The 24,613-nt window shown below is 57.9% G+C and carries 24 protein-coding genes and 3 tRNA genes; 12 read left to right on the top strand and 15 right to left on the bottom strand.

Annotated elements, in window-relative coordinates; translation table 11 throughout:
• Positions 1–7 precede the first annotated feature (7 nt).
• Both LT85_RS19885 and LT85_RS19880 read left to right on the top strand, forming a co-directional pair.
• Complete coding sequence (locus tag LT85_RS19885; RefSeq protein WP_172657049.1) at positions 8–982, top strand: FecCD family ABC transporter permease; 975 nt, start codon at positions 8–10, stop codon at positions 980–982.
• Positions 983–992: 10 nt separating this feature from the next.
• On the top strand, positions 993–1,802 hold the full coding sequence (locus LT85_RS19880; RefSeq protein ID WP_038492383.1) for an ABC transporter ATP-binding protein: 810 nt from the start codon (positions 993–995) through the stop codon (positions 1,800–1,802).
• Here LT85_RS19880 and LT85_RS19875 read toward each other — a convergent pair.
• The 5 genes from LT85_RS19875 to LT85_RS19855 form a co-directional block, all read right to left on the bottom strand.
• A complete protein-coding gene (locus tag LT85_RS19875; RefSeq protein ID WP_038492380.1) occupies positions 1,794–2,375 on the bottom strand; it encodes a GNAT family N-acetyltransferase in 582 nt (193 codons plus the stop codon). The two genes, LT85_RS19880 and LT85_RS19875, sit on opposite strands and share 9 nt — an antisense overlap.
• A gap of 48 nt (positions 2,376–2,423) precedes the next feature.
• The gene (locus LT85_RS19870; protein WP_038496908.1) at positions 2,424–3,299 is read right to left on the bottom strand and encodes a cobalamin-binding protein; all 876 of its coding nucleotides are present in this window, start codon (positions 3,297–3,299) and stop codon (positions 2,424–2,426) included.
• 43 nt (positions 3,300–3,342) lie between these two features.
• Positions 3,343–4,182: a pantoate--beta-alanine ligase gene (panC, locus tag LT85_RS19865; protein WP_038492377.1), complete on the bottom strand. Its 840-nt coding sequence runs from the start codon at positions 4,180–4,182 to the stop codon at positions 3,343–3,345.
• Between the two features lie 190 nt (positions 4,183–4,372).
• Positions 4,373–5,236, bottom strand: coding sequence for a segregation and condensation protein A (locus LT85_RS19860; protein ID WP_038492375.1), 864 nt, complete (start codon positions 5,234–5,236; stop codon positions 4,373–4,375).
• Positions 5,237–5,262: 26 nt separating this feature from the next.
• Complete coding sequence (locus LT85_RS19855) at positions 5,263–5,472, bottom strand: DUF3460 family protein (RefSeq protein WP_038492372.1); 210 nt, start codon at positions 5,470–5,472, stop codon at positions 5,263–5,265.
• A 172-nt stretch (positions 5,473–5,644) separates the two neighbouring features.
• Here LT85_RS19855 and bamE point away from each other — a divergent pair, with 172 nt between their 5' ends.
• Positions 5,645–6,151 carry an outer membrane protein assembly factor BamE domain-containing protein gene (bamE, locus tag LT85_RS19850; protein WP_038492369.1) on the top strand — a complete coding sequence of 169 codons (507 nt, stop codon included), beginning with the start codon at positions 5,645–5,647 and terminating at the stop codon, positions 6,149–6,151.
• Between the two features lie 7 nt (positions 6,152–6,158).
• On the opposite strand, the gene LT85_RS19845 is transcribed toward bamE, so the two are convergent.
• Together LT85_RS19845 and metG are read right to left on the bottom strand one after the other, a co-directional pair.
• A complete protein-coding gene (locus LT85_RS19845) occupies positions 6,159–6,638 on the bottom strand; it encodes a GNAT family N-acetyltransferase (protein ID WP_038492367.1) in 480 nt (159 codons plus the stop codon).
• Between the two features lie 9 nt (positions 6,639–6,647).
• Complete coding sequence (gene metG, locus LT85_RS19840) at positions 6,648–8,738, bottom strand: methionine--tRNA ligase (RefSeq protein WP_081992572.1); 2,091 nt, start codon at positions 8,736–8,738, stop codon at positions 6,648–6,650.
• Positions 8,739–8,945: 207 nt separating this feature from the next.
• Here metG and apbC point away from each other — a divergent pair, with 207 nt between their 5' ends.
• Positions 8,946–10,034, top strand: a complete 1,089-nt coding sequence (gene apbC, locus LT85_RS19835) for an iron-sulfur cluster carrier protein ApbC (RefSeq protein ID WP_038492364.1) — start codon at positions 8,946–8,948, stop codon at positions 10,032–10,034.
• Here the strand turns inward: apbC and LT85_RS19830 are convergent.
• Positions 10,031–10,375: a cupin domain-containing protein gene (locus LT85_RS19830; RefSeq protein ID WP_038492361.1), complete on the bottom strand. Its 345-nt coding sequence runs from the start codon at positions 10,373–10,375 to the stop codon at positions 10,031–10,033. The two genes, apbC and LT85_RS19830, sit on opposite strands and share 4 nt — an antisense overlap.
• 135 nt (positions 10,376–10,510) lie before the next feature.
• Between LT85_RS19830 and LT85_RS19825 the strand changes: the two genes are divergently transcribed.
• The 5 genes from LT85_RS19825 to LT85_RS19805 all read left to right on the top strand — a co-directional run bounded on the left by LT85_RS19825 (position 10,511) and on the right by LT85_RS19805 (position 13,015).
• Positions 10,511–10,918 (top strand): DUF4399 domain-containing protein, encoded by a 408-nt coding sequence (locus LT85_RS19825; protein WP_052135338.1) that lies wholly within the window; start codon positions 10,511–10,513, stop codon positions 10,916–10,918.
• Between the two features lie 137 nt (positions 10,919–11,055).
• The gene (gene gltX, locus LT85_RS19820) at positions 11,056–12,486 is read left to right on the top strand and encodes a glutamate--tRNA ligase (protein WP_038492358.1); all 1,431 of its coding nucleotides are present in this window, start codon (positions 11,056–11,058) and stop codon (positions 12,484–12,486) included.
• 71 nt (positions 12,487–12,557) lie between these two features.
• A tRNA-Ala gene (locus tag LT85_RS19815) sits at positions 12,558–12,633 on the top strand.
• A 62-nt stretch (positions 12,634–12,695) separates the two neighbouring features.
• Positions 12,696–12,771, top strand: a tRNA-Glu gene (locus LT85_RS19810).
• Positions 12,772–12,939: 168 nt separating this feature from the next.
• Positions 12,940–13,015, top strand: a tRNA-Glu gene (locus tag LT85_RS19805).
• A gap of 241 nt (positions 13,016–13,256) precedes the next feature.
• Here the strand turns inward: LT85_RS19805 and LT85_RS19800 are convergent.
• The 7 genes from LT85_RS19800 to LT85_RS19775 all read right to left on the bottom strand — a co-directional run bounded on the left by LT85_RS19800 (position 13,257) and on the right by LT85_RS19775 (position 20,754).
• Positions 13,257–14,678: a TolC family protein gene (locus tag LT85_RS19800; protein ID WP_081992570.1), complete on the bottom strand. Its 1,422-nt coding sequence runs from the start codon at positions 14,676–14,678 to the stop codon at positions 13,257–13,259.
• On the bottom strand, positions 14,675–16,807 hold the full coding sequence (locus tag LT85_RS19795) for a peptidase domain-containing ABC transporter (RefSeq protein ID WP_038492356.1): 2,133 nt from the start codon (positions 16,805–16,807) through the stop codon (positions 14,675–14,677). Before LT85_RS19795 ends, LT85_RS19800 begins: the two co-directional genes overlap by 4 nt.
• Before the next feature lie 2 nt (positions 16,808–16,809).
• Complete coding sequence (locus LT85_RS19790; protein ID WP_038492353.1) at positions 16,810–18,066, bottom strand: HlyD family secretion protein; 1,257 nt, start codon at positions 18,064–18,066, stop codon at positions 16,810–16,812.
• A gap of 67 nt (positions 18,067–18,133) precedes the next feature.
• Positions 18,134–18,328: a hypothetical protein gene (locus LT85_RS26740; RefSeq protein WP_156117590.1), complete on the bottom strand. Its 195-nt coding sequence runs from the start codon at positions 18,326–18,328 to the stop codon at positions 18,134–18,136.
• 309 nt (positions 18,329–18,637) lie between these two features.
• A complete protein-coding gene (locus tag LT85_RS19785; RefSeq protein WP_038492349.1) occupies positions 18,638–18,946 on the bottom strand; it encodes a hypothetical protein in 309 nt (102 codons plus the stop codon).
• Positions 18,947–19,111: 165 nt separating this feature from the next.
• Entirely contained in the window at positions 19,112–19,651 is a 540-nt protein-coding gene (locus LT85_RS19780) for a glycine zipper 2TM domain-containing protein (RefSeq protein WP_038492345.1), read from the bottom strand.
• A 194-nt stretch (positions 19,652–19,845) separates the two neighbouring features.
• A complete protein-coding gene (locus tag LT85_RS19775) occupies positions 19,846–20,754 on the bottom strand; it encodes a LysR family transcriptional regulator (protein ID WP_038492343.1) in 909 nt (302 codons plus the stop codon).
• Positions 20,755–20,988: 234 nt separating this feature from the next.
• Between LT85_RS19775 and gcl the strand changes: the two genes are divergently transcribed.
• Genes gcl through LT85_RS19760 form a run of 3 tightly spaced genes read left to right on the top strand, consistent with a single transcriptional unit; the run spans position 20,989 to position 24,486 of the window.
• Positions 20,989–22,764 carry a glyoxylate carboligase gene (gcl, locus tag LT85_RS19770; RefSeq protein ID WP_038492340.1) on the top strand — a complete coding sequence of 592 codons (1,776 nt, stop codon included), beginning with the start codon at positions 20,989–20,991 and terminating at the stop codon, positions 22,762–22,764.
• Positions 22,765–22,781: 17 nt separating this feature from the next.
• Entirely contained in the window at positions 22,782–23,561 is a 780-nt protein-coding gene (hyi, locus tag LT85_RS19765) for a hydroxypyruvate isomerase (protein WP_038492337.1), read from the top strand.
• 37 nt (positions 23,562–23,598) lie between these two features.
• Positions 23,599–24,486 (top strand): 2-hydroxy-3-oxopropionate reductase, encoded by an 888-nt coding sequence (locus tag LT85_RS19760; RefSeq protein ID WP_038492335.1) that lies wholly within the window; start codon positions 23,599–23,601, stop codon positions 24,484–24,486.
• Positions 24,487–24,613 lie beyond the last annotated feature (127 nt).

The following is a 24,613-nucleotide window of genomic DNA, read 5'->3' as shown; positions in this document are numbered from 1 at the left end:
CGCCACATTGCGCCGCGCCATTCTCATCCTGTGCTGCCTGACGGCAGTCGCGGGATTGGCGTTGTCGCTCGCAGTTGTCTGTGGCAGCAGCGGTTGCGGCCGGCCGTTGGTGGCGGATCAAATCTACCTGTCCTTACGTTTGCCGCGTGCGCTTACCGCCTTCATTGTCGGCGGTTTGCTGGCTTTGGCCGGAGCGTTGATGCAGGTGTTGCTGCGCAATCCTCTGGCCGATCCCTACGTGCTCGGTTTGTCCGGCGGCTCTGCCGCCGGCGCTTTATCGGCCTTGCTGGTAGCTAGTCATTTCGGCTTTACGGGCGATTCTGCCGCGGCCCTGGGGGCAGCGCTGGGAGCCGGGCTGGCGGTGTCGCTGCTGTTCGGCCTGGCGCGTCAGGCCTTGCGCCGCTTACCCAGCGTGGCTCAGCATAGCGGCCATCGTTTGATCTTGACTGGCGTAATGATCGCCGCCGGCTTCGGTGCGATAGTGACGCTGGTGCTGACCCTGGCGCCTGATGCGCAGCTGCGCGGCATGCTGTTCTGGCTGATGGGCGATCTGGAAGACGGCCGCCTGTTGCTGCCGGCTGCCGTGTTATTGGCGTTACTCCTGCTTTGGAGTGTTTTTAACGCGCAGCAGTTGAATTTGCTGGCGCGCGGCGAAGGTTTCGCGCAACTGCTTGGCGTGCCTGTGTTGCGGCTGCGCTGGATGACGTTGGCGGCGGCCTCACTGGCTACCGCAGCGGCGGTTACTGTAGCCGGGACGATCGGCTTTATCGGCCTGGTGGTGCCCCATGCTATCCGCCTGCTGGTCGGCAACGACCAGCGTATTTTGTTGCCCGCCAGCGTGCTGGCCGGCGGCGCCGCACTGGCGCTGGCGGATCTCGCCGCCCGTACGGTCGTGGCGCCGACGCAATTGCCGGTGGGTGTGATTACCGCCCTGGTCGGCGTTCCTGTGTTCTTGTGGCTGCTAGCGCGCAGCCGCGCATGAGGACCGGGTCATGAGCGAATTCACTGCTCCGCTGCTTTCCACTGAACGGTTGAGTGTCAGTATCGATCGCAGAATCTTGTGTCACCAGCTGGACTGGCATGTCATGCCTGGGCAGTTCTGGTGCGTACTGGGCCGTAACGGCGTCGGTAAAACCACCTTGTTGCATACGTTGGCGGGATTGAACCGGCCTGCGAACGGTCGTGTATTAATACGAAATGACGATATCCAGGATATCAAGCCACAGCAACTGGCGCGCCTGCGCGGCTTGCTGGCGCAACAACAGGCCGATGCATTTTCCAGCAGCGTGCTGGCGGCAGTGATCGCCGGCCGTCATCCCTATCAGTTCGGTTTCGGCTGGGATCGAGAAGAAGACCGCGCGCAGGCCATGCAGGCTTTGCAGCAAGTCAACATGGCCGCGTTCAGCGAGCACGATGTATTGCGGCTATCAGGCGGTGAGCGGCAACGTGTGGCGCTGGCGACCTTGCTGACGCAGGATCCCTCATTGCTGATGCTGGACGAACCGACCGCGCATCAGGATGCGGCGGCGCAAATTGTAGTAATGGCGTTGTTGCACAAGTTGTCAAATGAGCTGCCGCGGCAAAAGGCGGTGATCGCCGCCTGCCACGATATCAACCTGGTGGCGCGTTACGCCAGCCATGTGTTGTTGCTCGGCGATGGCCAGACCTGGCAGGGCCGTGTCGACAGGGTGCTGCAGCCGGAGTTGCTGCAAGCCGCATTCGGTTGTCCGTTTGAAGTGCTGGAAAACGGCAAGCGACGTTTGTTCATGCCGGTTGCCGATACTGCGCCAGCATCAGCCTGAGATCATGCCAGCCTGCCTTGCGGCCCACTGCGCTTTGGTAATGCGGTAAAGCATATGCGGCTTGAGTGGATGGCCATCCGCTAGTTTCGGATGCTGGAAATCGTCGATGGAATCACGTTGCATACCGATCGCCTGCATGACTTTTTGCGACGGCAGGTTGGTGTCGGCGGTAAATGACACAATCTGTTCAAGTCCCAGCTGCTGGAAACCTGCAGCCAATGCCGTCGAGGCCGCTTCCCTAGCAAATCCCTGACCCCAATGCTGACGCGCAAGACGCCAGCCGATCTCTACCGCCGGCGTAAAAGGCGCATCGAAACCCACCTGCAGCAACCCGGTCAGGCCGATAAATTCATCGTTGTCTTTACGTTGCAGCGCCCAGAAGCCGAAACCGTGCCGGGCGAAATGGTCATGCATCCTTCCGAGCAGCGCAGCGCTTTCCTGATAGCTCAATACGGCGGGGAAGTAGCGCATGACTTGCGGATCGGCGCACATTGCAGCGAGTTCCGCCAAGTCATCGTCGCGCCATTGTCGCAACAGCAGCCGCGGGCTTTCAAGTTCAAGGATGGGTGTCATCAGACGCTCCACAAAAATGAGAGACGCGTCGGCAAGCAGGGTTGAAAATTACCTGCGATGGCCACGCGCCAGATCCAGTTTCTGGCATAGCTCGGCAGCGCCGTCCAATATACGCGGTCCGGGACGGCTCATCCAGTTCGAGGTTAGCTTGAAGATGTTGTTATCTGCCACAGCGGCCAGTTTGGGAAAGCGCTGCCAACCCGTATCGGGGGTGTCGCCGCCATCGGCAGCGAAGATCACTTCCGGATTGGCAGTCAATACCGCTTCGGTGCTGACCGTCGGCGCCAGCTGCGGCAGCTGGCCGAACACGTTTTCTCCGCCGCACAAGCGAATCACGCTGGAAACCATATGGCTGCCGTTGAGCGTCATGAGCGGCTTTTGCCAGATCTGGTAAAACACCCGGACCGGTGGCCGCTGCTGATAAGTTGCGGTCAGTTGAGCCAGTCTGGCGTTGAATGCCTTGGCCGCTGCAGCGCCGCTGTCTTCGGTACCCGCCAGTCGCCCCAGCCGCAGCAAGGACGAGGCGATTGCTTCCAGTTTGTGCGGTTCGCTTTCAAATACCGGAATACCGAGAGCGCGCAGCCTGGCTAACTGGCTGGCCGAATTGCCGCTGCTCCATGCCACCACCAGATCGGGTTTGAGGGAGACAATGCGTTCGATATCCACGGCAGCGCTGCTGCCGACTGAAGGGATCTTTTGCGCTGCCGGAGGATAGTCGCTGTAATCGCTGACACCGACCAGGTAGCTACCGGCGCCGGCTGCAAACAGCAATTCGGTTGCATGCGGCGCCAGGCTGACGATCCGGTGCGCCGGCTGTTGCAGGGTGATCGTGTGCTGCGCATCGTCTTGCACCGAGATGGCTGCAGCGGCTGTGATCTGCGTCGTCAGGCTCGCCGCGCCTAGAACCATTGCGGCTGCCAGCATCGATGTTGTGCCATAAAAGAAATTGCGCACCGGATAGCGTTTCTTATATTTCCAGATTGTCGATCAGGCGCGTGGTGCCGAGCTTGGCGGCGGCCAGCACTACCAGTTTTTCGCCTTGCGCCAGGTCGCCGGCTGCCGGCGCTTGCAGATTGCTGCGTTTACGGATCGAGATGTAGTCGGGATGCCAGCCGCGGCCACTGAGTTGCGCCATCGCCTCTCTTTCAAGTTCGGTGATGTCCAGATGACCGCTGCGTACTTCTTCGGCGACCTGGTTCAGCGTCTTGAACAAGGTCGGCGCTTCCGCACGTTCCTCTGTCGACAGATACATATTGCGCGACGACAGCGCCAGGCCATCGTCGGCGCGCCAGGTTTCGGCAGCGATGATTTCAGTCGGCAAGGCAAATTGCTTGGCCATGTTGCGGACGATCATCAGCTGCTGGTAATCCTTCTTGCCGAACACTGCCACGCGTGGCTGGACACAGGAAAACAGCTTTAGCACCACGGTGGTGACGCCGGTAAAAAAGCCCGGGCGGAATTCACCTTCCAGCGTATTGCCGAGATCGTCTGGCGGCCGCACGCGGAATTCTTGGGGTTCCGGATACAGGTCTTTTTCGGTTGGCGCGAAGAGGACGTAGACGCCTTCTTTTTCCAGCTTTTCGACGTCGGCGGCGAAGGTGCGCGGGTATTTGTCGAAATCCTCGTTGGGACCGAACTGCAGGCGGTTCACGAAGATCGAGGCGACGATCGGATCGCCGTGCTTCTTCGCCAGGCGCATCAGCGACAGGTGGCCTTCATGCAGATTGCCCATGGTTGGCACGAATGCTGTGCGCAATTGGCCGCGCAGCTGGTCACGTAGTTCTTCAATCGAGGAAATGATTTTCATATTTATTAATTGTGGGGAAGAGGTGGCCGGCGTAGGTTTTAAGAGTCACCGTAGCGTGGCGAATTATCCTATCCGGACGACTCCGTCCCCAACTGACTAAGCAGGAAGGTTGAGGTGAGCAAAAAATTTTGTAAAACGGACAGTGTTCAGCAAACAGACACTAAAACCATTCACAAATAAACTGGGAAAATTATGCTGGTGCATAGGTCGGCGAGTAGGCCAGCCGCACATAGATCGGCGCAAACGGTTCAGCCTGGGTAATCTCAATCAGGGTTTCCTTGGCTAGCTCCAGCATGGCGATGAAATTCACCACCAGCACAGGCACGCCGCGCGAAGGATCGAACAGCTCGGCAAATTCGACGAAGCGCGACGATTGCAGGCGCCGCAAGATCCCGGTCATGTGCTCGCGCACTGACAGTTCTTCGCGGCTGATGGTGTGATGGGCCGTGAGTTTGGCACGCTTGATAACGTCGGCCCAGGCGGCTTGCAGATCGTCCAGGTTGACGTCCGGCCAGCGCACAACGGTGTTTTGTTCGATATAGATCTGGGTGCGGACATAGTCGCGTCCGAGTTGCGGCAGAGCGTCGATCTCGCGTGCGGCCAGCTTCATTTGCTCATACTCCAGCAAACGCCGCACCAGTTCGGCACGCGGATCTTCGGCTTCTTCGTTGTCGGTCTTGCGGACCGGCAGCAGCATGCGCGACTTGATCTCGATCAGCATGGCCGCCATCAGCAGGTATTCTGCCGCCAGTTCCAGGTTGGTGATGCGGATCTGGTCGACGTACTCCAAGTATTGCAGGGTAACCTGCGCCATCGGGATGTCGAGGATGTTGAAATTCTGCTTGCGGATCAGGTAGAGCAACAGATCGAGCGGGCCTTCGAATGCTTCCAGGAAGACTTCCAGCGCATCCGGCGGAATGTACAGATCGGTTGGCATGCGGAACAGCGGTTCGCCGTACAGACGCGCATAGGCGACGCCGTCGATTACGTTCGGCGTCGAATCCGGTTGGCCTTCCAAGGTCAGTTCGGCGGCATCCGACGAATTCTGGCTCATCTGATCTTTACCTAATCGGAACTGGATTAGTGATTGTTCTGATACACGTAAGGTTGCTGGTCGACGCGCGATTCCTGGGTGCGGTGCTGGCTGTCCAGGTCAATCGGCGTCTTGTCCCACAGCAGGGCTCGTCCGGCGAGTTGCTGTTCTTCCAGTTTTGGATTCTTTTCCTTGAGTTCTTCAACGAACTTGGTGATATCGGATTGATAGCCGTAGATTTGCTTGGAGAATTTCATGGTTGCTTTAATTAAGTGTGGTGTGGCTAGGATTAAGCGCTATTTTATGCTATTTCGGGCTGTCTTAACGGTTTGTCGGCGTTGGGACAAGGGATTGTTGCATGTCTGAATGACAAGTATGTCGCCGCCAAATGGCGATATACTGGCGCAATCATCGGATAGAGGAGATTGAATGAAATCTTGGGCGCGTAACTTTTTGCTATTGTTCGCGCCGTTTCTGGTCGCGGCTTGCGACCAGAACGGTAAATTCATACAGGAGGCGGGTTTGGAGAAACTTAACCGCGGCGTATCGTCCGAGGTTGACGTACGTAACGCCATGGGGCAGCCCGATACGGTCTGGGAAAACGAAAGCGGAGAGCGTACCCTGGAATACCCCAAGGGGCCGGCAGGCGCACGCACCTGGTTTTTCACTATCGACAAGGATGGCAAGCTGAGTGATTACAAGCAAGTGCTGACGGAAGAGAATTTCGCGCGTATCAAGGTCGGCATGCGCAAGGAGGAAGTGCGCCAGATGCTGGGCCGGCCGCGCACCGTAGTGCAGTTTACGCGCAAGAACGAGGAAGTATGGGACTGGCGTTATACCCAAAGCGACGCCAGCCAGGCTTTCTTTAATGTGCACATGGACATCACCAGCGGCCTGGTGACCGGCACTTCAGTGTCGCAGGTGTACGGGCATTAACCGGGAATTAACGCTTTAGCCAGCGCCGCATCACGATTGGCGGTTCTTCGAGCGGGTTGGCGCGTGCGTATTCCAGTTCCGGCGCCAGTTCGAATTCAAATACAGCATACAAATCGACAACTCTGGTTTGATCTGCCCGAACCGCCAGTCTCAATTCACTGACGTCGGCGCCATGGGCGCGATGAATCACCGCTTCCATCAAATGCTGCGACAGGCTCTGGCCGCGATGGGCGGGCAACACACCCATGCGCAGGATTTCCCAGACGTCGGTTTCAGTATCGGACGGCAGCCAGCGCACTGAACCGACAGGGGCGTTGTCCAGTAGCAAAATAAAGCCGCCGCCACGTTGCAGGTCATGCTGCACCTGCTCAGTGTGTTCCCGATGGCCTCTGGAACTGGCGGCAACCCGCTCAGCCCAGCAGGCGCGCGTCAGGTCGGCGATCAGTGCGGCATCACCGGCGCTGGCTTCGCGCACTTGCAGGTTCATCTCCCGGCCTTAGCTGACCCGCATGCCTGGCTCGGCGCCTGGCCATGGCGTCAGGACATAGATGCCTGGATTGGTTGTGCCATCGGTAGCCGAGGCTGCCAATACCATCCCTTCCGAGATACCGAACTTCATCTTGCGCGGCGCCAGGTTGGCCACCATCACCGTCAGCTTGCCGACCAGTTCTTCCGGCTGGTAGGACGACTTGATGCCGGAAAATACATTGCGCAGACGGCCTTCGCCGACGTCCAGCGTCAAGCGCAGCAGCTTGTCGGAACCGTCGACGTGTTCGCAGTTGACGATCTTGGCGATGCGCAAATCCACTTTTACGAAATCGTCGATCTTGATTTCTGCGGCCAATGGCTCGATGTCGCTGGCGGCGGCATCTGCGGCTTGCGCTACAACAGCTGCCGGTTCCGGCGCATCGAACAAGGCATCCAGCATCTTCGGCTCGACCCGTGTCATCAGGTGCGAATAAGCATTGATGACGTGGCCGTCGGACAGAGGTTTGGCGACATCTCCCCACACCAGCGGCTGGATTTGCAGGAAGGCTTCAACTTGCGTCGCCAGCGCCGGCAATACCGGTTTCAGATACAAGGTCAGGATACGGAACGCTTCCAGCAGGCGGCTACAGACTTCGTGCAACAGCGCTTCCTTGCTTGGATCCTTGGCCAGTTCCCATGGCTTGTTGGCGTCGACGTAGGCGTTGATGATATCGGCTTGTTCCATCACTGCGCGCAAGGCCTTGCCGTATTCGCGGATATCGTATAGCGCCTGGATATCGGTCGCTGCTGCGCGCAGCCTGGCCAGGAAAGGATCGCTATCGGTAGCCCAGGCGGTACTCAGCTTGCCGTCGAATTTCTTGGCGATGAAGCCGGCGGCGCGGCTGGCGATGTTGATGTACTTGCCGATCAAATCGGAGTTCACGCGCGCCACGAAGTCATCCGGATTGAAGTCGAGATCTTCTACCTTGGCGCTCAGTTTGGCGGCGATGTAATAACGCATCCATTCCGGATTCATGCCCAAGTCCAGGTAGCGCAGCGGCGAGATGCCGGTGCCGCGCGATTTCGACATTTTTTCGCCGGATACCGTCAGGAAGCCATGCACGAAAACATTGTTAGGAACCTTGAGGCCCGAGAAATGCAGCATGGCCGGCCAGAACAGCGTATGGAAATACGTGATGTCCTTGCCGATGAAATGGTATTGCTCGGTCTTTGGATCGGCCATGAAGGCGTCGTAGTCGCGACCAGTCTTGCCGAAATAATTCTTCAGCGAAGCCAGGTAGCCGACCGGCGCGTCCAGCCAGACATAGAAATACTTACCCGGCTCATCGGGAATCTCAATGCCGAAGTAGGGCGCATCGCGGCTGATATCCCAGTCGCCCATGCCGCCGTCGCTTTCCAGCCATTCCTTGGCCTTGTTGGCGACTTCCGATTGCAGGCGCGGCTTGCCGTCGACGCTGCCGAGCGCCCAGCCGCGCAGGAATTCCACGCATTGCGGGTCCGACAGGCGGAAGAAAAAGTGTTCCGACGACTTCATTACCGGCGTCGCGCCTGTCAGGGTCGAGTACGGATTCTTGAGGTCGGTAGGGGCATACACCGAGCTGCACACTTCGCAGGAATCGCCGTACTGGTCCTTGGCGCCGCATTTCGGGCATTCGCCCTTGATGTAACGGTCCGGCAGGAACATGTTCTTGACCGGGTCGTAGAACTGTTCGATGGTCTTGGTCGAGATGAAGCCCGCCGCTTTCAGCTTGCGATAGATGTCGCGCGACAGTTCGTGGTTTTCCGGACCGTCGGTCGAATGCCAGTTGTCGAAGGCGATGTGGAAGCCGTCCAGGTATTGCTTGCGGCCGGCCGCAATCTGCGCCACGAATTCCTGCGGCGTGATGTTGGCTTTCTCGGCGGCGATCATGATCGGCGCGCCATGGGCGTCGTCAGCGCCGACGAAATTGACTTCATGGCCCTGCATTCGCTGGAACCGTACCCAGATGTCGGCCTGGATATATTCCATGATGTGGCCGATATGAAACGCTGCGTTGGCGTAAGGCAGGGCGGTAGTAACGAATAACTGGCGTGGAGTTGAAGTCAAAGTAATGCTCATTTGGCAATGAATTTGCAACGTCAAGCGCTGCTGGTTGGAATAAAAGAGTGATTTTAGCAGTGCCGGGCTGGTTTTCGCTTTAGTACCGATGGATTACCTGCATTTAGGGGCCGGCGGAAATCCCTGCATCTGCCTGGCTTCAGCGGAAAGCCGGTGATTTGGTTTAGACTTGCCGCATCTTATAAAGAACTGCATAGAGGAAAAGTAATGAGCATCACGATTGAAGCGGTCAAGGCAGCGTTATCCAGCGTCATCGATCCGAATACCGGCAAGGATCTGGTCAGCAGCAAGTCGGCCCGCAATATCCAGTTGGACGGCGCCAATGTGGCGTTTGACGTCGAACTGGACTATCCGGCCAAGAGCCAGTTCGCCCTGATTGGCGATGCCGCCGCCGCCGCAGTGGGCGCGTTGGCTGGCGTCGGCCGGGTCAGCCCCAACGTCTATTCAAAAATACAATCGCATGCGGTGCAGCGCGGCATCAAGCTGATGTCCAACATCAAGAACATTATTGCAGTCGCGTCCGGCAAGGGCGGCGTCGGAAAATCGACCACGGCGGTCAACCTGGCGCTGGCATTGGCGGCGGAAGGCGCGCAGGTCGGCATCCTGGATGCGGATATCTACGGTCCTTCGCAACCGATGATGATGGGCATCAGCGGCCGTCCGGAAACTAAGGATGGCAAGACCATGGAGCCGCTGGAAAACCACGGCCTGCAAGTCTCGAGCATCGGTTTCATGGTCGATCCGGACGAGCCGATGGTATGGCGCGGCCCTATCGTGACCCAGGCCTTGCAGCAGTTGCTGGACCAAACCAACTGGCGCGACCTGGATTACCTGATCGTCGATATGCCGCCAGGTACCGGCGACATCCAGCTGACGTTGTCGCAAAAAGTGCCGGTGACCGGGGCCGTGATCGTCACCACGCCGCAAGACATCGCGCTGCTGGATGCGCGCAAGGGCTTGAAGATGTTTGAGAAGGTAGGCATTCCGATTCTCGGTATCGTCGAAAACATGAGCACTCACATCTGCTCCAACTGCGGCCATGCCGAAGCGATTTTCGGTGAAGGCGGCGGCGCCAGGATGTGCGGCGAATACGGCGTCGATTTCCTGGGGGCTTTGCCGCTGACCATGTCGATCCGCCAGCAAACCGATTCAGGCACGCCGACAGTGGTGGCGGAACCTGAGGGTCCGGTGGCGCATATCTATAAAGAGATCGCACGCAAAGTGGCGATCAAGGTGGCGGAAAAAGCCAAGGATATGAGCAGCAAATTCCCGACCATTGTGATCAAGAACGACTAAGTCTCGTTGGAAACCTCATGATGCACCGCCAGCCAGATGGTGGGCTGCGTTGCATCGGTCCATTCGATGCGGTGGCGGCAATGGGCCGGAATATGCAGCCAGGCGCCGGGCTGCATCACGTGTTCTTCAGCCGTGTCTGCTATCGTCAGGCCGGCGCTGCCGCTGAGCAGCAGCACCCATTCCTCTTGCGGATTGTCATACCAGAATCCGGGCGGGCTGGCTTGGCCATTGGAAACAATCCTTTCGATTTTCAGGCCAGCCCGTTCATGCAGGAGTTCGAACACTTCTGCTGAACTGTCGGATGGCAGCTTGGTCAATAGATTGCCGTGGGCAACTTGCATGGTAATTTTCTCCTGAAAGCGAAGCTGGCAGCATCGCTGTATTATTGCACTCAGTAAATTGTTTGGCCTTCGACGCTGGCATTTCCGGTCAAGCGAGGCATCCAATTATCTATCCTCCATATAAAGGACAAGACAATGAAATCACGCATTTTTTCCCTGCTGTTTTCCGCCGCTCTGATGAGCGCCAGCCTGTTACCGCAAATGGCCCACGCCGCTTCGGTTTCATTCGTCGAACCAGCAGACGGCGCCGTAGTCAGTAGCCCGTTCACCGTCAAGTTCGCCGTCAGCGGCATGGAAGTCAAGCCGGCCGGCGACATGACGCCGAATACCGGCCATCACCATTTGCTGATCAACGAAGATAGTATTCCAGCCGGCCAGTCGATTCCGATAGACGACAAGCATTTGCATTTTGGCAAGGGGCAAACCGAGACCAGCGTTACGCTGCCGCCCGGCCAATATAAACTGACCATGCAGTTCGCTAACGGCGCACATCAATCCTATGGGCCGGAACTGAGCAAAACCATCAACGTAACGGTGAAGTAACGTTGAAGTAACGGTCAAGTAGCATTCAAACAGACGCGGCGCTATTGCGGCCAGCGGTTCCATCCGCTGCTGCAACGCGGTAAAATGAGGTTTTCCTTGATAACGGCTTTGGCATGCCAAGGCCGTTTTTATTTATCATGACTGCTAGCACTCCAGCTTCAACTTCCCCGAGCACCAAGGTGCGCACCCGCTTTGCGCCAAGCCCGACCGGTTACCTGCATCTGGGCGGCGCCCGCACTGCGCTGTTTTCCTGGGCTTTCGCACGCCATTTCGGCGGCACTTTCGTGTTGCGCATCGAAGATACCGATCTGGAGCGCTCGACGCCGGAAGCGGTGCAGGCGATTATCGACGGCATGCAGTGGCTGGGCCTGGAGCATGACGAAGGTCCGTTCTACCAGATGCGCCGCATGGACCGCTATCGCGAAGTGATCGCGCAAATGCTGAAGGACGGCACGGCTTACCATTGTTATTCGTCGCCGGAAGAAGTTGAAGCGATGCGCGAGCGCATGCGTGCCGCCGGTGAAAAGCCGCGTTACGACGGTACATGGCGTCCGGAGGCGGGCAAGACTTTGCCGCCGGTTCCTGCAGACCGCAAGCCGGTTGTGCGTTTCAAGAATCCGCTGGACGGCGATGTTAGCTGGGACGATGTGGTCAAGGGCAATATCACCATCTCCAACAAGGAAATGGATGACCTGGTGATCGCGCGTCCAGACGGCACGCCGACCTACAATTTCTGCGTGGTGGTGGACGACTGGGACATGCAGATCACCCACGTCATCCGTGGCGATGATCACGTCAACAATACGCCGCGCCAGATCAATATCCTGAAAGCGCTGGGAGCAACCTTGCCGCTGTACGGTCACGTACCGATGATTCTCGGCGCCGACGGCGAAAAGCTGTCGAAGCGTCACGGCGCCGTCAGCGTGATGGATTATCCTGCGCAGGGGTATCTGCCGGAAGCGATGCTGAATTACCTGGCGCGCCTTGGCTGGAGCCACGGCGACGAAGAAATTTTCAGCATGGAGCAGTTCTGCCAGTGGTTCAATCTGGACCACTTGTCGAAATCGCCGGCGCAGTTCAACGTGGAAAAACTGGCATGGGTCAACAACCACTATATCAAGCTGGCTGACAACGAGCGGCTGGCGGCGATGGTCAAACCGCTGATGGAGCAGGATGGTGCCGATTTCGGCGCTGCGCCGGATCTGGCGAAAGTCATCGGCCTGTTGAAAGAGCGCGCTCACACGGTCAATGAAATTGGCGTTGCCGCTATGCTGTTCTATCGCAAGCCGGCGCCGGATGCCGTGTTGCTGGCGCAACATTTCACCGATGCGATCAAACCGGCGTTGGCTGATTTTGCACGACGTTGCGCAACGGTCGAATGGAACAAGGAAAGCCTGGCGCCGATGATCAAGGAAGTGCTGGCCGCGCATACGTTGAAGATGCCGCAGTTCGCGATGCCTTTGCGCCTGATGGTGACCGGCCAGTTGCAGACGCCCGCGATCGATGCGGTGCTGGAATTGTTCGGCCGCGACACAGTGTTAGCGCGTTTGCAGCCTTATCTGGTGTAAATCTGCAATAAATCTGCAAATCGGGATTTACAAGCGCTAAATAAGCTTGCTATAATCTCGCTTCTGCAAACGGGGGTATAGCTCAGCTGGGAGAGCGCTTGCATGGCATGCAAGAGGTCAGCGGTTCGATCCCGCTTACCTCCACCAGCAAATTGGTAGCAGAAGCAGGACTTGTAGCAAGGCAGCAAACGTAGCACGGACAGATTACTGTCCCCATCGTCTAGAGGCCTAGGACATCACCCTTTCACGGTGAGTACGGGGGTTCGAATCCCCCTGGGGACGCCAGAATTCTTTTGGTATCGACAGGTAAGCGAGCAAAAATTGGTCGCAGATTTTCGGTACTGAGTGTATTCGATACAATCAAGAAGGCCGCCCAATGCGGCCTTTATTGTTTTTATCAGCAGTAATAAAGTAGTAGCAAGCAGCAGTAAAGGCCAGTACGGACAGATTACTGTCCCCATCGTCTAGAGGCCTAGGACATCACCCTTTCACGGTGAGTACGGGGGTTCGAATCCCCCTGGGGACGCCAAAACATAAAAAGCCCGCGCAAGCGGGCTTTTTTGTTTTGGTGGCCACAAGTAAGCCGCCTGCGCGGCTTACGCGGGGGATGAGAAGGGAATCGCTTGCAAGCGATTCCGCGGCCTGCGGTATGTAGGCGAATCCCCCTGGGGACGCCAAAACATAAAAAGCCCGCGCAAGCGGGCTTTTTGTTTTCGGGCATGCAAATCAAATTTATTCCTAAAAACTTTCTCCGCAGTTTCCATCCTGTTTCATTGAATGCCGTCGATCTGCAAACGTCCCAGGCTGGCCGCAAGACGTAATCTGGCTGTCTGCCAACTGGTCAGCGACAGGATGCGCTGTTGCTGTGCGCTGGCCAGGTCGCTTTGCGCCTTCAGCAATTCCAGGATGGTACCGACGCCGGCCTTGTAGCGTCCCTGCGCCACGTCGAAGGATTGACGGGCGCTGTGCAGCAGGATGTCGGTGCTGTGCAGGTTTTCGGTCTCGGTGCGCAGAGCCTGGTGGCTTTTCCATACTTCCAGCGTGACCTGTTGTTCGATATTGGCGAGCTCGGCTTCCTTGCTCTCGGCCTGGGCCTGGGCGCCGCGCGTCTTGTATTTGCGGCTGAAGCCATCGAACAGTGGAATGTTGACTTGCAGGCCGATGCTGCGGCTGGTGATGGTCTGCTTGGATGACACCTGGGTGATCGGCGTGTCGCTACGGTCGCCGGTGGCGAACAGCGACAGCGTCGGCCTGCCGTCGGCGTTGGCGGCGTCGGCTTGTGCTTGCGCCGCCTTCCATTGCGCCTGCGCGGCCAGGATCTTCGGATGACTGCGTACGGCGTCGGCGATCAACTGGTCGACCGCTTGCAGCAACAGCGGTGCATCGGCAACATCGGCCAATGGCGCCAGCGTTAGCGGCGTATTGGGAAGCTGGCCCATGACGATGGCCAAGCTGCCCAGCGCATTCTGTAAATCACCGGCGGCTTGCGCGCGCTTCAAACTGGCCTGGGCGTACGCGGTTTGCGCCTGCAGTTTGTCGGCCAGGGCGCCAGCGCCTGCCAGGTATTTGGCGGCGCTGGCCTTGAAGCTTTGTTCTGCGGCTTGCTCGGCCTCGGTGGTTGCGGCCAGCATGGCTTGCGCCGCCTGGGCCTCGTAAAAGCTTTGTACGGTGCTCAGAAATATCGTCTGCAGCATATCGTCTTGGGCAGCGTTGGCGGCGTTCAGCAATTGTCGCGCGCTCTCCAGGTTGGCGGCGCGCAGGCCAAAGTCGTACAGCACCCAGTTCAGGCTCAGGTTAGCGCTGCTGCTGTGAGTCTTGAGCGAGGAATTATTGTCGGGGAAGTCGGGATAGGTATAGCGGTTATCTGCTTTACTCCAGCTGCCGCTGCTGGTCAGGGTGGGCAGATAGGCGGCGCGGCTGACGCCGACGGCGGCGGCCTGCGCCTTGACGTTGGCCCAGGCCTGGCGGGTTTGCGGATTGCGGCAAAGCGCCCGTTCGACAGCATCCAGCAAGCTGAGCGGACTAGGTAGTTGCGCATCGAAACTGCAACCGGTAGCGTATGCGGTTTTGGCAGGTGTTGCCGACACCTCATGCATGGTGCGAAGCGGATCGGACCATATCGATTCGGCACGGGCGGTCATAGTCGCCATTCCTGCCAACGCCAGCATTAAGGCAGGTAACCGGGTGCTCATGCCGTAGCCGTTTCTTGTGCCTGCAGCGTCTGCGGATCGATGATCTTGCCGCCTGCCAGAAGGATGGCGCGATCCGCGCTGTTGATGGTCTCCGGCCGGTGGGCGACGATCACGCGCGTGATGCGCATGGTTTTGATGGCGTCGTTGACCAGCTGCTCGCGTTCGATGTCGAGATGGCTGGTGGCTTCGTCGAGAAACAGTATCTGCGGCCGCTTGTACAGTGCGCGCGCCAGCAAGATCCGTTGTTTCTGGCCACCCGAGAGAATGGTGCCCATATCGCCGACCAGCGTGTTGTAACCCATCGGCATGGCGGCGATATCCTGCTCAATGGCGGCCAGCCGCGCGCATTGCCCGATCCAGGCCTGGTCTGCCTGCGGATCGAAGAAGCTGATGTTGTCGGCCAGTGAACCGGCGAACAGCACGTCATCCTGCAGCACGGTGCCGACCATGCGGCGCAAGGTGTCGAGGCCGACCTGCTGTACCGGCTGGCCGCCGATCAATACTTCGCCCTGGCCGGGAGCGAGTATTCCCAGCAGGACGTTGACCAGCGTGGTTTTGCCGCCGCCAGACGGACCGACGATGGCCACCGATTCACCGGCTTCGATGCGGAACGATACGTCGTCCAGCACATAAGGTTCCTGCTCGGCATAGCGGAAGCGCAAGCCGCGTACTTCCAGCGATGGCTGCAACGCCGTATCATCTTCGCCAACACTGCGGCCATGCGTGGTTTCCGGCGCCTGCAGCACGATATCGGCCAGTCGTTCTCCTTGCAATTGCAGCATCTTGAGCTCGACGAATTTATCGATCAGCGAACTGACGCGGCTATCGAACTGGCCCTTGTAAGCATTGAACGCCATGAGCGCGCCGACTGTGAAATTGCCGTCCATGACCAGTCGGGCGCCAAGCCAGATGGTCAGGATATTTTCGATACCGAACAGCACGCCGTTGAGCGTCTTGTAGAGCAAGCTCAGTTTCTGCGTGCGCAAGTCGGCATTGATCTGGTCCACCAGCAGGCTCAGCCAGCTGGAGCGCCGTTCGTCCTGGCGCTGGAACAGCTTGATGGTCTTGACGCCGCGTATGGTTTCGAGGAAGTGGGTCTGCTGCTTGGCGGCGTGGATGATCTGTTCTTCGGTGGCGTGCCGTAACGGCGCAAACCAAGCCCAGCGGCCGAGGCCGTAGAGCAGCATGGCGCCGATTGCGATCCATGCCAGGGTCGGGCTGTAGATGAACATCAGCGCCAGCGTGACGATGGTCATCACACCATCCAGGATCGCTTCCAGGAACGAGGTAGTAAGTGTGTGCTGGATGATGCCGACTGCGCCGAAGCGCGACACCACGTCACCCAGGTGGCGCTTCTCAAAGTAGGCGACCGGCAGGCGCAGCAAATGGGTAAACACATTGGCTTGCCATTGCACGTTGAGCGTGGTGCTCATGTACATCAGCACCCAGCTGCGCGCGACCGCGACTGCTTGCTGCATCAGCATCAACAAACCGAAGCCGAGCGCCAGCGTAGTCAACAGATCGCGGTCGGCGGAAACCAGCACATTGTCGATCACCCATTGCAGGAAAAACGGGCTGACTACCGCAAACACTTCCAGCGCCAGCGACAGCAACAGGATCTGGCTGAACGAGCGATATACGCCGGTGATGCGTCCCAGCAGGCTGCGCAGCTTCACACTCTGAGTGACGGAAGCCGGCTTGAAACCGGGATTCGGCCATAGCTCCAGAGCCACGCCGGTGAATGCCTTGGCGGCTTCCTCCATTGACAGCTTGCGGATGCCGAAAGCGGGATCGTAAACGGTGACAGAGCGTGGAGCAACCTCTTGCAACACCACGAAGTGATTCAGGTTCCAGTGCAGGATGCACGGTAGTTTGAGCTGGCCGAGATCGCTCATGTCGAGCTTCAGCGGCCGCGACGCTAGCTGCAGTTGTTCGGCGATGGCGATCAGGTCGCGCAAGGTGGAGCCTTTGAGCGACACAGGGAAACGGCGTCGCAAGGTCGCCAGATCGGTACGGTAACCGTGATAGCCGGCCACCATGCCAAGACAGGCCAGGCCGCATTCGGTGGCCTCGGTTTGCAGCATCAGCGGCAGGGTGGGGTTGATGCCGAAGGCAAGTCGATTGAACATGGTCAGAGTTTGCCGGTCAGGCTGTAGAGGGGTTCCAGTACCCATTCATAGAGGCGCAGCTTTTCTTGCCGGACATCGGCATCGAGCAGCATGCCGGCCTGCAGCGATTGTTGCCGGCCGTAGGCCAGTACCTGCTGCGAGGCCAGGCGCACGGTAATCCGGTACATCGGCTCGCTGCCGTTGGCGCCGGCCGGGACGCCGATGGCGTTCAGTTCATTGTTCGGCAATGCGGTCCGCGCCACCGATTCGACCACGCCTTTCTGGTGGCCGAACTTCTGGTAGGGATAGGCCTGGTAGCGGATCAACACCTGATCGCCGGGCCGTACAAAACCGATGGCGCGGCTGGGTGCATACAGCTCGGCCAGCAGCGTGGCGCCGGCCGGCACGATGCTGACCAGCGGGCGGTTGCCGTCGACCGCCTGGCCGGCATCGGCAATGACGGCGGTGGCGATGCCGGCTTGCGGCGCGGTGACTACGATACGGCGTTTGGCTTCGCTTTCGGTCAGTTCCTGTGCGGTGCTGGCAAGGTTGCGGTCGATCTGCGCCAACTGGTTCTGCTGCTTGAGCGACAGGCTGCCAAGTTCGTTTTGCTGCGCCGACAGTTCGCGGCCGACGCTGATGCGGTCGCGCTCCAGGCTTTGCTGGCGATTCTTCTGGTCGAGCAGGTCTTCCTGCTTTTGCTGGAATTGTTCGCGCGAGATGTAGTCTTGCTGCAGCAAGCCCTGGTAGCGCCGCAGGGTGTCTTCTGCCAAGTGGACACGGTCTTGCTGGCCGGCGATCTGCTTGTCCAGCTTGGCGGCTTCATTGCTGAGAGCGGCAATTTTGTTGTTCAGACCGGTGCGCTCATCCTGTTGCAGCATGCGGGTCTTTTGCAATTCATCGCGCAGGCTGGCCTGGCGCTGTTCGACCTGGTTGCTGATGGCCGCTTGTGTTGCACCCTGGGTGCTGCTCTGGCGCTCGCTGGACAAGACATACAACACGTCGCCAGCCTGGAGCATTTGACCTTCCTTGACATGTTGTTCGATGACGATGCCGCTTTGCGGCGCATAGACTTTGATCAAGCCGCTGCTCGGCAGCAACTGGCCGCTGACGGTGCTGTGCCTGGTGTAACTACCCCAGGCCAGGAAGGCGCACACCAGCAATGCCAACAGCGCGGCGCAACTAGTCAGGAAAGTAAAAGAGAGCGGCCGTATCAGGACGATCTCGCCCAGCCACTTGGTTTGTTGAGCGGCGACTGCCTGCTCGCGGAATAGACTCATGACGCCTTCAAAATAAAAAACACGGCAACCGGTTGCCGTGTTTTTGTGCCAGTAGAGCGGTCTGCTTTTAGGCCGGAGTAGTTGGTGTTGTTGGTGTAATGGCTGGCTTGGTTGGCGTCACTGGCGGTTTGCCGCAGCCTGGCTTGACTGGCGCGCAACTCTTGAAGAAGCTGCGGAAGCAGGACAGGAATGCGCCGAAGAACAGACAGCAGCCACCACTGACCTGGTCGATCTCTTTTGCAGATAATTGTTGAATAGCCATATTTCCTCCATTTGGGTTAAAAAACTGCTGGGAGAGAATTCCCCCTGGGTTCTCATCCAGCAAAGTTTGGCAAATGCCAAAAATTACATAACAAAACAATCATTTGTTATTTTGTTGGCATTATTGTTTTATGTTTAACTTTGGCGCAACACAAAATAGAAAAAATGACAATATTTAACTATTTCTTACATGAAATGAAAGCTCGGTTTTTTTGCGTCGCAGGGGAGGCATGGTGGGAAAAATTGGATGCAGGCAATCAAAAGGCCGCATAGGCGGCCTTTTGATTGTTACTACTGAGGGCTGGTCTGTTTAGTGACGGCCACCCATGGTCATCTCACGGGCGCGCTGCATATCCCGGTCAAAATTTACGCGTGCTTCACGTTTACAATCATTGGCTTCACGACCGCGCATTGCGCGACAGTCGTTCATTGCCTGCGCATAGGCATTGGTATTTTCTTTTTTCATCGTTGCAAAACGTGCTTGCGGCGTGCGGTCCGGCACGCTCCAGCGTGCCGGATCCCGGAACTGGACGTTTTCCTCAGCGGCATTGACGTGCAGCGCAAAAACGCTCGCGACGACAAAAAAAGCCAACGATAGCGGCCTGATGAGTATGTTCATGATGCCTCCTTATATTGATATTGCTGCCTTCAGCGAAATACCGAAGGCAGTTCGACGATTGAAGTGTAAAACTTGCATCCGCCCAGTCAATAAGCAACCAATAAGCTACCGGATCAATCTATTCACCAGGCCTTATGCCACGCCTTATACATGCAGGAAAATGGCTCAATAACGGGAAATCTGTCCATTGTCCACACGTACCCGGTCGCCCACTCGCAGATCGCCTGGGTTGCTGACAGTGATGGTCTGGTAGCCGTTGTCATTCATGCGAATGCGCACGTTGTAGGAAGTGGAGCCGGGGCTGTTGCGCGCCTCCAGCTGGTTGCCGACCACCGCGCCGCCAACCACGCCGGCGATAGTAGCCAGGGTGTTGCCGTTGCCATGGCCGACCTGGTGGCCGACCACGCCGCCCAGCACGCCGCCGACTACTGCGCCGCCGATGCCTTGGCTAGGTGTGTTGACGACATCGATGGCATCGACCACGCCATAGTTGCGGTTATTGTTTTGCTGATAGCCAGGTTGCTGATAGGCAGGGTAGGTTTGCGCCGGTGGATTGCTGTAGCCCTGATTGTTGTAACCCTGGTTGTTATAGCCTTGGTTGCCATAACCTTGTCCGCCGTATGGCGCAGCGCAGCCGCCGAGCAATAGCGAACCGCCGATGACGGCTGCCAGCATGGCTTGTTGAGTTGATCTGCGGATTGTCATGACGTGCCTCGTTGATAAGGTAAAAATTCGGATGGATGTGTTCAGTGTAGTACTTCATGCTGGCGCGTATGTACGCTGCACTACATTAAAACGGTTTTATGAACTGCTTGGTTGACCATCAGACCGGCCGGACGGGTGCAAGTGCCCTGAATCTTGCAGATGATTACAAATGTTTCCGATTGACACACCTATCCTCAACCTTTGCTCCAATAGTCCGGTTGCGCGTAGATCGATTTCAAACGGTCGATAAAGAAGCGCACCTTGGCCGGCAAATGCCGCTGCTGCGGATAGACCGCCATGATGTCATAGTGCGGCAAGGCAAACTCATCCAGCACCGTCAGCAGTTCGCCCGAGGCTAGCTGCGATTCGATTTCCCAGGTCGAGCGCCAGCCAAGTCCAAGGCCCTCGCTCACCCAGCGATGCAGCAATTCGCCGTCATTGCAATCCAGGTTGCCGGCGGTTTTGATGATGACGGGCTTACCGCCTTGCTGGAAATACCAGCCGCGCTGCTGGCCGCCTTGCAGATTAAAGGACAGGCAGTTGTGATTGGCGATGTCTTCCAGCGTCTTCGGAATGCCGTTGCGATGGAAATATTCCGGCGTGCCGCATACCACGCGGCGGTTGCTGGCTAGTTTGACCGCCACGAAATTCGGATCGATGGCGCCGCCGATGCGGATGCTGATGTCATAACCCTCGCGCACCAGGTCGACCACGCGGTCGGTCAGGTTGAACGAAATCTGTACCTCCGGATTAGTGGCGATAAACGCTGGCGCATGCGGTGCTACGTGCTTGCGGCCAAAAGCAGCCGGGGCCGATACCACCAGATGACCGGTGGCCTTGTGGCGGCCCTCCGAGATGATCTTTTCGGCGATGTCCAGCTCGGTCAGCAGCTTGCGGCAATGATCGAGAAATACCGTACCTTGCTCGGTGAGGGTCAGATGGCGGGTGGTCCGATGCATCAGCTTGGTGCCCAGCCGTTTCTCCAGCGCATCGATACGCCGCCCCAGCATCACGGGGGTAATGTTTTGTTCCAGCGCAGCGCCTGCCAGGCTACCTTTTTCCACCACGCTGACAAAGGCTTCGATCTGTTTGAGTTTATCCATGTCTCCTCCGGCTTGGTTACCTGTCTGATTTATCTATATTACTGTTTTTTTACAGTATTCCATACCTGATGTATCGAATAAAGCGATTGTTTGTGTTCTTATCAAACAATATGTTTGGTTATAGCATGTGCTCTATCCACTCGGCAGTCTCCATCCGCCTCTTGAAACGGCGTAGTTCCGGAGCAGGCCGCAGGCAGTGGCAATGATTTTTACATTCTGTAATCCGGAGGCAACATGGCAAAGATGAGAGCAGTTGATGCAGTAATTCACGTATTGGCGAAAGAGGGCTGCCTGCAAGCCTTTGGAGTGCCAGGTGCCGCAATTAACCCGCTGTATTCGGCAATGAAACGGCATGGCGGGATCGAGCACGTGCTGGCGCGCCACGTTGAAGGCGCATCGCACATGGCTGAAGGCTACACCCGCGCCAACCCGGGCAATATCGGTATCTGTATCGGCACTTCCGGCCCGGCCGGCACCGACATGATCACCGGTTTGTACTCGGCCCAGGCTGATTCGATCCCGATCCTGTGCATTACCGGCCAGGCGCCGCGCGCTCGTTTGTACAAGGAAGATTTCCAGGCCGTCGATATCGAATCGATCGCCAAGCCGGTCACCAAATGGGCAGTCACCGTGCGTGAACCAGCTCTGTTGCCGCGTGTGTTCCAGCAAGCATTCCACATCATGCGTTCCGGTCGTCCGGGACCAGTCTTGATCGACATGCCGTTCGACGTCCAAATGGCCGAAATAGAATTCGATCCGGACACCTACGAACCATTGCCAGTCTATAAGCCGGCAGCTTCGCGCAAGCAAATCGAAAAAGCGTTGACCATGCTCAATGAAGCAGAGCGGCCATTGCTGACCATCGGCGGCGGCGTGATCAATGCCGATGCTGCGGACCTGGCGGTTGAATTCGCCGAGTTGACCGGGGTGCCGGTGATCCCGACCTTGATGGCCTGGGGGGCGATCCCTGACGATCATCCGCAAATGGCGGGCATGGTCGGTCTGCAAACCAGCCACCGTTACGGCAACGCCACCATGCTGGCTTCCGACTTCGTGCTAGGCATCGGCAATCGCTGGGCTAACCGTCACACCGGTTCGGTCGAGGTGTTCACCAAGGGCCGCAAGTTCGTCCACGTCGACATCGAGCCTACGCAAATCGGCCGCGTGTTCGGTCCGGACTACGGCATCGTCTCCGATGCAAAAGCCGCACTGACATTGTTTATCGAAGTCGCCAAGGAATTGAAAGCCGTCGGCAAATTGCCGGACCGTTCGGCCTGGCTGGCCGAGTGCCAGGAGCGCAAGCGCACCATGCAGCGCCGCACCCATTTCGAAAACGTGCCGGTCAAGCCGCAACGCGTGTACGAAGAAATGAATAAAGCGTTCGGCCGCGATACCTGCTACGTCAGCACCATTGGTTTGTCGCAAATCGCTGCCGCACAATTCCTGCATGTGTATCACGCCCGTCACTGGATCAACTGCGGCCAGGCGGGTCCATTGGGCTGGACTATTTCTGCCGCGCTGGGTGTGTGCGTAGCTGATCCGAAACGTGAAGTGGTGGCGATTTCCGGCGACTACGATTTCCAGTTCATGATCGAAGAACTGGCAGTCGGCGCGCAGTTCAACCTGCCCTACCTGCATGTGGTGGTGAATAACTCCTACCTCGGCCTGATCCGTCAGGCGCAACGCGGCTTCGAGATGGATTACTGCGTGCAGCTGGCGTTTGAAAACATCAACGCGCCAGAACTCAACGGCTATGGCGTCGACCATATTGCAGTCGTCGAAGGCCTCGGTTGCAAGGCGATCCGCGTCACCGATCCGAATGCTATCCAGGACGCTTTCGCCCAGGCCAAGCGCTGGATGAAGGAATTCCGCGTGCCGGTAGTGGTGGAAATCATCCTGGAACGCGTCACCAACGTTTCTATGGGTCTTGAGATCGACAGCATCAACGAGTTCGAAGAACTGGCCAAGAGCCGCACGGATGCGCCTACCGCCGTTTCCCTGCTGGACTGAGACCGAGGAGTAACGACATGACAAAATTAGCCGCCAACCTGACCATGCTGTTCACGGAACTGCCGTTCCTGGACCGCTTCGATGCAGCCGCCAAGGCCGGATTCAAAGGAGTCGAGTTCCTGTTCCCATACGCGTTCCGTGCCGAGCAGCTGGCTGACAAACTGAGCACCAACGGTCTGGAACTGGTCTTGCACAATCTGCCAGCGGGTAACTGGGAAGCCGGCGAGCGCGGTATCGCTTGCCACCCGGATCGCGTCAGCGAATTCCAGCAAGGCGTCGACGATGCGATCCGTTATGCCAAGGTGCTGAACGTCAAACAGTTGAACTGCCTGGTCGGCATCGTGCCGGTTGGCGTCAGCACCGAGCTGGCGCAGGCAACCGTGGTCAGCAACCTGAAATTCGCTGCCGACAAATTGCAAGCTGCCGGGATCCGCTTGCTGATCGAACCGATCAACAGTTTCGATATCCCGGGCTTCTTCCTGACCGGCACGCACCAGGCGCTGGAACTGATCAAGGCGACCGGCTCAAGCAACCTGTTTGTGCAGTACGACATCTATCACATGCAAAGAATGGAGGGCGAGCTGGCTAACACCATCAAGGCCAACCTGCCGCAAATCAAGCATGTGCAGCTGGCGGACAATCCGGGCCGTTTCGAGCCGGGAACAGGCGAAATCAATTATCACTATCTGTTCAAGTTCCTGGATGAGATCGACTACGACGGCTGGATCGGCTGTGAGTACAAGCCGAAGGCCGGTACGGTAGAAGGTCTCGGCTGGCGCGCAGCGCACGGTCTGTAATCCTGACAGAAATTTTTAACCAACACGGAGAAATATCATGGCAAAAGTTGGCTTTATCGGACTCGGCATCATGGGCGCGCCTATGGCGGAAAACCTGCAACGCGGCGGTCACAAGCTGTATCTGCATGATCAGAAAAATCCACCGGCAGCATTGATCGACGGCGGCGCCACGGTCTGCACTTCCGGCGCCGAAGTCGCCAAGCGCGCCGACATCATCATCGTCATGGTGCCGGATACCCCGCACGTCGAAGCGGTGCTGTTCGCGGAAAAGGGCGTCGCCGAAGGCCTGACAGCCGGGAAGATCGTGATCGACATGAGCTCTATCTCGCCGATCGCCACCAAGGGCTTCGCCAAGAAAATCAATGCATTGGGTTGCGAATACCTGGATGCGCCAGTATCCGGCGGCGAAGTCGGCGCCAAGGCAGCGTCACTGACCATCATGGTCGGCGGTTCCGAGGGCGCGTTCAACGACGCCAAGCCGTTGTTCGAATTGATGGGCAAGAACATCACGCTGGTCGGCGGTAACGGCGATGGCCAGACAACCAAGGTGGCTAACCAGATCATCGTCGCGCTGAACATCCAGGCGGTTGCCGAAGCATTGCTGTTTGCCTCCAAGGCTGGCGCAGATCCGGCGCGGGTACGTCAGGCGCTGATGGGGGGCTTTGCCGCTTCGCGTATCCTGGAAGTGCACGGCGAACGCATGGTCAAGCGCACGTTCAACCCAGGCTTCCGTATCGAACTGCATCAGAAAGACCTGAATCTGGCCCTGCAAGGCGCCAAGGCTCTAGGCGTATCGTTGCCGAACACGGCAGTGGCGCAAGAATTGATGAATTCCTGCGCAGCCAACGGCTTGAGCGGCCTCGACCACTCGGCGCTGTGCCGGGCAATCGAAATCATGTCCAACCACGAAATCGCCAAGGCGTAATATAGTGTGAAATCAGGTTGGGTTACGCTGGCAGGCTAGGCTGGCCCAACCTGCAAATAGCAGTTCGTATAGAATAATTCCAGCCAAAAAGGCTGTTCAGAGACACTTCGCTCCATCGATCAAGCAA

Source organism: Collimonas arenae, assembly GCF_000786695.1.
GTDB classification, from domain to species: Bacteria; Pseudomonadota; Gammaproteobacteria; order Burkholderiales; family Burkholderiaceae_D; genus Collimonas; species Collimonas arenae_A.
This window is presented reverse-complemented; position numbering and strand designations above follow the sequence as displayed.